We start from the raw sequence: 6,868 nt of genomic DNA, 5'->3' as shown, positions 1-6,868 counted from the left end.
AATTGTCTATCTTTTGGTATTAACCTGTTTGTGCCTTAAGTCCTTCCCTGTATGGATTTCAGCTACTTTTGAGCGTAGGCGCTCTCATCGAATTTTATTTTAAGTTAATTATTTGCATAGCAATTCCCGAAGAGCCAAAATCGTTTGCAGGGTTTACGGTGATGGAAGGAAAAGAAACAGGACTAAATGAACGGGAACTAGAGGAAATTCTGGAAATGGCGCGGGATGCGGCGGAAAAAGCCCGATCGATGGGCGAGGTAATTACAGAAAATTCAAAAAAATGGCGAGAAAGAGCGAAACAATCGCCGCAAGTGAGATCGGGTGGCGGAAGTAACCGAACCGATATTTATGGGGAATAGTCGGGGGTTCGATCGATACGATAAACTAAACGATATCCACTCCAGAAAACCGCGATGGTTCAAGCGACCGAATATCTCTATATCGTTCGAGACGACGAGATTTTACACGGGGAACCAATTATCAAAGGAACCCGTACACCCGTCCGCGCCATCGTCGAAACTTGGCGTCTGGGGGTCGCTCCCGAAGAAATACCCCTAGGAATGCCCCATCTGACGTTAAGTCAGGTCTTCAGTGCGTTGACCTATTACAGCGACCATCTAGAGGAAATTAACGCTTATATCGAGCATAACCGCGTTCCCGACGACTTAATCGATCCGCTGCTAAAAAATTCGTGAATAATCTCTTTATCCGTCTCTATCTAGATGAAGATGTTAACGTTTTAATCGCCGAGTTGTTGAGAGCGAGGGGGTTTGACGCGATTACTGCGAGGGATGCGGGACAACTTAACGCCACAGATAAAGCACAACTCGCTCACGCGGTGAGTCAGGGGAGAACCTTAGTCACTCACAACCGAACCGATTTTGAAGAACTGGTTCGCGATTACTTCGATGCCAATCGAACCCATTACGGGGTGATTTTCGCCGTCCGTCGCCCTCCGCGAGAGATCGCAACCCGTTTACTGGTTATTCTTGATCGAGTGACTGCGGACGAAATGCGAAACCAAGTTCGATATATTTAATCGCCAAGAAAAATCGCCGTGACCCATTTTTAGGTTCTAGAATGGTCGGAAGTTGGATTCGGTGTAAAGGAACCCTTGTCACATCGAAACATTTCCTTAAGATATAAGACCGAAGGTCCAGTCTGGATACAAAATTGATATACCTAGAATCGCTACTCTGGCTCACCCTCTAGGCCATTCCCTTCCAGACTGCTAGGCTATTAGACAAGATGAATAACAATCAAACTCCACGGAAACAAGGACTATACGATCCCCGATTTGAACATGATGCTTGTGGTGTCGGTTTTATCGTTCATAAAACGGGTAAAAAGTCCCACGATATTGTTGAACAAGCCTTAACAATTTTACTAAACCTCGATCACCGTGGCGCGTGCGGTGCGGAAAAAAATACCGGAGATGGGGCGGGTATTTTGTGCCAAATCCCCGACCTATTTTTCCGGAAAGTGACCAGTAATCTAGGTTTTACCTTACCGGCAGCGGGACAATACGGGGTAGGAATGCTTTACACGGCCCCTGATGCCGAAATTCGCGGGAAAGGTCGGCAGGAATTCGAGAAAATCGCCGCCGAAGAGGGGTTAAAAGTTCTCGGTTGGCGTGATGTTCCCACGGATAACTCCAGTTTAGGCAATTCGGCCAAATCTACCGAACCCTTTATCGAACAGGTTTTCATCGAACGCGATGCCAATTTAAGCGATGATCTGGCCTTTGAACGCAAATTATACGTTATTCGCAAACGTTCCCACCTCAGTCGTCAATCTTTTAATCGTTACTGGTATCCTTGCAGTATTTCTAGTCGTACCATTGTCTATAAAGGGCAATTAATGCCGGTACAGGTGGGTGACTATTTTCCCGATTTACACGACCCCGACTTTCAAAGTGCTTTAGGATTAGTCCATTCCCGTTTTAGTACCAATACCTTCCCCAGTTGGGAACGCGCCCACCCTTACCGTTATATTGCCCACAATGGCGAAATTAATACCCTGCGAGGTAATATTAACTGGATGCACGCCCGTCAGTCGATGTTTGCCTCACCCTTATTCGGGGAAGACATCAAAAAAATCCAGCCGGTTATTAATATCGAGGGTAGTGACTCCTTAATTTTTGATAATGCCCTAGAATTAATGGTTTTATCGGGGCGTTCTCTCCCTCACGCTGTCATGATGATGATTCCTGAACCCTGGGCGGCCCACGAATCGATGAGTGATGAGAAAAAAGCTTTTTATGAATACCATTCCTGTTTGATGGAACCCTGGGATGGTCCGGCCTCGATCGCTTTTACCGATGGTACGATGATGGGAGCAGTGTTAGACCGCAATGGTTTACGTCCTTCCCGTTACTACGTCACCAAAGATGACCTAGTAATCATGGCATCGGAAGCGGGAGTTTTACCCATTGAACCGGAACGCGTCGCTTTTAAAGGTCGTCTGCAACCCGGCCGGATGTTCCTTGTGGATATGAAAGAAGGTCGCATCGTGGCCGATGAGGAGATAAAAGAAGCTATTGCCAACGCTAAACCCTATCGCCAGTGGTTAAACGAAAATTTAGTCAATTTGGACGATTTACCGGCCGTTGAAACTGCGCCACCGGAAACTGCTGTTTCCCTAATTCAACAGCAAACCGCTTTCGGTTACACTTTTGAGGAATTACGTCTTTTATTAGCCCCCATGGGCCGGGATGGAGTGGAAGCAGTGGGTTCCATGGGTTCCGATACACCCCTAGCCGTCTTGTCCGATCGGCCAAAACTGCTTTATGATTACTTTCAGCAGTTATTCGCCCAAGTCACTAACCCCCCGATTGACTCGATTCGCGAAGAAATTATCACCTCTCCCATCACCACTATCGGCGCGGAGAGAAATCTCTTGGATCCGCAGCCAGAAAGCTGTCACCTGATTAAACTTAACTCTCCCATCCTCACTAACGCCCAATTAGCGCGTTTACAGGGCAATAGCGAATTTAAAACCGTGACTATTTCCATTCTCTTCGATCCCACTTCGGGAGTCGAGGGGATGCGTAGCACAATTGAGGCAATTTGTCAAGAGGTGGACGAGGCAATTTTAGCGGGCGCGAGCATTATTATTTTAAGCGATCGAGGTATCGATAAAAATCACGCCCCGATTCCCTCACTGCTGGCGGTTGCTGGTTTACACCATCACCTCATCCGGCAGGGAACCCGTACCAGAGTCGGTCTTGTCCTGGAATCCGGCGAACCCCGGGAAGTGCATCACTACGCCCTTTTACTCGGTTATGGTTGCGGTGCGATTAATCCCTATCTAGCCTTTGCCACCCTCGGCAGTATGATCGAGGAGGGTTTATTGGTAGGAGTTGACCACCAGACCGCCTGTAAAAACTACATAAAAGCCGCCACCAAGGGCGTAATTAAAGTGGCCTCTAAAATTGGCATTTCTACCCTGCAAAGCTACCGTGGGGCGCAAATATTCGAGGCTATTGGCTTAAATCGATCGGTAGTCGATCGCTATTTTACTTGGACAGCTTCCCGCATTGAAGGGGCCGATTTAGCAATTATTGCCAAAGAATCCCTACTCAGACATGGCCACGCTTTCCCCGACCGGGATGTTAATGTGCATACCCTCGATATTGGCGGTGAATATCAATGGCGTAAGGACGGGGAAGCCCATCTTTTTAGCCCAGAAACCATTCACACCCTGCAACAAGCGGTAAAATTGGGCAAATACGACCTCTTTAAGCAGTATTCCCAACTGGTCAACCAACAAAATCAAAAATTCTTCACCCTGCGGGGACTATTAACCTTTAAAAACCGGGAAAGTATCCCCATCGAAGAAGTGGAACCGATTGAAGCGATTATGAAACGCTTTAAAACCGGGGCCATGAGTTACGGGTCTATTTCCAAAGAGGCCCACGAATCCCTCGCTATTGCCATGAATCGTATCGGTGGCAAGTCGAACACCGGGGAAGGGGGCGAAGATTCCGAGCGCTACACTTGGACAAATGAACGGGGAGACTCGAAAAATAGTGCCATTAAACAGGTGGCTTCCGGCCGTTTTGGTGTCACCAGTCTTTACCTTTCCCAAGCGCGAGAATTGCAGATAAAAATGGCCCAGGGGGCAAAACCTGGCGAAGGCGGTCAATTACCTGGTAAAAAAGTCTATCCTTGGATTGCCAAAGTCCGTCACTCCACCCCCGGAGTTGGTTTAATTTCTCCCCCACCCCACCACGACATCTACTCCATTGAAGACCTAGCGGAGTTGATTCATGACCTAAAAAATGCCAATCGTGCGGCCAGAGTGAGCGTAAAACTGGTTTCTGAGGTGGGAGTTGGCACAATCGCCGCCGGAGTCGCTAAAGCTCACGCCGACGTGGTTTTAATCTCTGGTTTCGATGGTGGGACCGGTGCCTCACCCCAAACCTCGATTAAACACGCGGGTTTACCCTGGGAGTTGGGACTAGCAGAAACCCATCAAACATTGGTGTTAAATAATCTTCGCAGTCGCATTGCGGTGGAAACCGATGGCCAGATGAAAACCGGCCGCGATGTGGTGGTGGCGGCCCTATTGGGGGCCGAAGAATTCGGTTTTTCGACCGCGCCACTGGTAACTCTAGGCTGTATTATGATGCGGGTTTGTCATCTTAATACCTGTCCGGCGGGGGTAGCGACCCAGGATCCGTTATTACGGAAGAATTTCATCGGGGATCCTGAATATACGGTGAATTTCATGAAATTTATCGCCCAGGAAGTGCGGGAAATTATGGCCGAATTGGGATTCCGCACCTTAAATGAAATGGTGGGGCGAACTGATGTATTAGAGCCAAAACAGGCTGTAGAACATTGGAAAGCGAAAGGAATTGACCTAACTCCGATTCTCTATCAACCGGAGGTAGCTCCAGAGGTAGGACGCTATTGTCAGATTCCCCAGGACCACGGTTTAGATAAGTGCTTGGATATAACCGTTTTACTGGATTTATGCAAAGATGCCATTGAAAAAGGCGAAAAAGTCAAGGCGACACTACCGATTAAAAATATTAACCGCGTGGTGGGGACGATTTTAGGCAACGAAATCACTAAACGTCACTGGGAGGGTTTACCCGAAGATACCGTACATCTCCATTTTCAGGGCAGCGCGGGGCAGAGTTTCGGTGCTTTTGTTCCCAAAGGGGTGACACTGGAGTTAGAAGGGGATGCTAATGATTATGTGGGTAAGGGTTTAAGCGGTGGCAAAATCATCGTTTATCCGCCCAAAGGTTCCACTTTTGTGGCCGAGGAGAATATTATCATCGGTAATGTGGCTTTATACGGCGCGACCAGTGGTGAGGTGTATATTTCTGGGGTTGCTGGGGAACGTTTTGGGGTGCGTAACTCTGGGGTGACTACGGTGGTTGAGTCCGTTGGCGACCATGCTTGCGAGTATATGACTGGGGGTAAAGTCGTTGTTTTAGGGCCCACCGGTCGCAATTTCGCCGCCGGGATGAGTGGTGGTGTCGCCTACGTCCTCGATGAGTCGGGGGATTTCGCCACTCGTTGCAATACCCAAATGGTGGCTTTAGAGGCGCTAGAAGCGGAAGAAATCGACGATTTACGCGAGTTAATTCAACGCCATGCTGATTACACCCAAAGTCAAAAAGCGTCCCTGGTTTTAGCAAATTGGTCGGAAATGTTGCCCAAGTTTGTTAAGGTAATGCCCAAGGATTATAAGCGGATGTTGCAGTGTATTAAAGAGGCGTTAGATTCCGGTTTAACCGGCGATTCTGCCCTCGATGCGGCTTTTGAAGCCAACGCCCGCGATGTGGCAAGGATTGGCGGTAGTTAGAGTTTAATGGGGGGCTGAATAAGCCCTCTTTTTTTCAATAGACAAGTTAAAATAGAGGTTAGATGTTGTTTATAGACCTAACTCCTGTCATTCCAATGGACACACAAAACAATTTTCTCACCTTTGAAATTTCTGCATTTTACACTTCTAATCAATCTCATATCAAAACTCCTGATAATTTAGTCTATCTTCTCGCCTCGAATGATTCATTTTGGAAGGGAACACCACAAATATAGCGTTTCTCGCACCTGTGTGGCACTGTTAAACCTTTGCTGATTAAGCTTTTCAACATCGATAATGTACCTCTTGCGAACAGGAAACGCTATAGATTGTAACAGTCGCCAAATCAAGGATAATTTTATAGAAATTACAGTAAATCCAATTAAATTTGTTCAAGACAGCAAAGATAAATGTATTACAGGTTTTTCAATTGTTGTCAAGGGAGAATATGGTTGTTTAGAACCTCAACGTATTCCAATTTTAAATTTTTTCAAAGAACAAAAATTAGAAATACTGTATATCTGGACTTCCCCGTTGACAAAAGGCCATAACCTATGCTGTAGGAGGGATTAAGAGAATTTCCAGCACCCGGTTACTGGGTACAAATCAGGGAAACTCCCAATAAATCTAACGCTTTTTGTTGCAGTTGAGTCGGTCGAGTTATCTTAGAAAAACGATAACTTCCCTCCCTAATCGTACATTCCACTGTATTCAAGCAAATTGTCCCCAGGTCTTCCAACAAAGTCCGAAAGCTATGCACAGGAAAGTTCTCTTGATTCCGTTTTTTTCTCTCTTTAGACTGAGCGGATTCACTGCGACTCGCTTTAATCACATTCAGAGAACTATCATCAATTTCTTCATCCTCAAATAACAGGCTCTTCGTTACCCTTTATGCTAAATCAACAGACAAGATGCCAAGATAACATAAGACCTCTTGCAAAAGTCTTAAGTCGATCCTTGTACAGCAACATTTTTGAAGATTATCAACTACTAATAAATAATTAACTGAAAGTCCCTCCCATTATTGTTTCTATCGTTTGTTTTC

Annotated in this window: 4 protein-coding genes and 1 pseudogene; 4 read left to right on the top strand and 1 reads right to left on the bottom strand. The window is 46.5% G+C overall.

The window, feature by feature from the left end; all coding sequences use genetic code 11:
• The first annotated feature begins 161 nt into the window (after positions 1-161).
• From EWV68_RS05955 to gltB, 4 genes are all read left to right on the top strand, one after another.
• The gene (locus tag EWV68_RS05955; RefSeq protein ID WP_287169152.1) at positions 162-359 is read left to right on the top strand and encodes a hypothetical protein; all 198 of its coding nucleotides are present in this window, start codon (positions 162-164) and stop codon (positions 357-359) included.
• Positions 360-413: 54 nt separating this feature from the next.
• Positions 414-695, top strand: a complete 282-nt coding sequence (locus EWV68_RS05950; RefSeq protein WP_016515500.1) for a DUF433 domain-containing protein — start codon at positions 414-416, stop codon at positions 693-695.
• Positions 692-1,039 carry a DUF5615 family PIN-like protein gene (locus EWV68_RS05945; RefSeq protein ID WP_012264318.1) on the top strand — a complete coding sequence of 116 codons (348 nt, stop codon included), beginning with the start codon at positions 692-694 and terminating at the stop codon, positions 1,037-1,039. The genes EWV68_RS05950 and EWV68_RS05945 overlap by 4 nt, the downstream gene beginning before the upstream one ends.
• Before the next feature lie 209 nt (positions 1,040-1,248).
• Positions 1,249-5,823, top strand: coding sequence for a glutamate synthase large subunit (gene gltB / locus EWV68_RS05940; RefSeq protein ID WP_287169150.1), 4,575 nt, complete (start codon positions 1,249-1,251; stop codon positions 5,821-5,823).
• Between the two features lie 592 nt (positions 5,824-6,415).
• Here the strand turns inward: gltB and EWV68_RS05935 are convergent.
• Positions 6,416-6,697, bottom strand: a pseudogene (locus tag EWV68_RS05935) (IS1634 family transposase); the annotation flags it as partial.
• Positions 6,698-6,868: the final 171 nt, after the last annotated feature.

Origin of the sequence: Microcystis sp. M_QC_C_20170808_M9Col, from assembly GCF_007095495.1 — a bacterium.
Classification (GTDB): Bacteria; Cyanobacteriota; Cyanobacteriia; order Cyanobacteriales; family Microcystaceae; genus Microcystis; species Microcystis aeruginosa.
The sequence above is the reverse complement of the archived record's forward strand: the minus strand, read 5'-3'. Positions and strand labels throughout refer to the sequence as shown.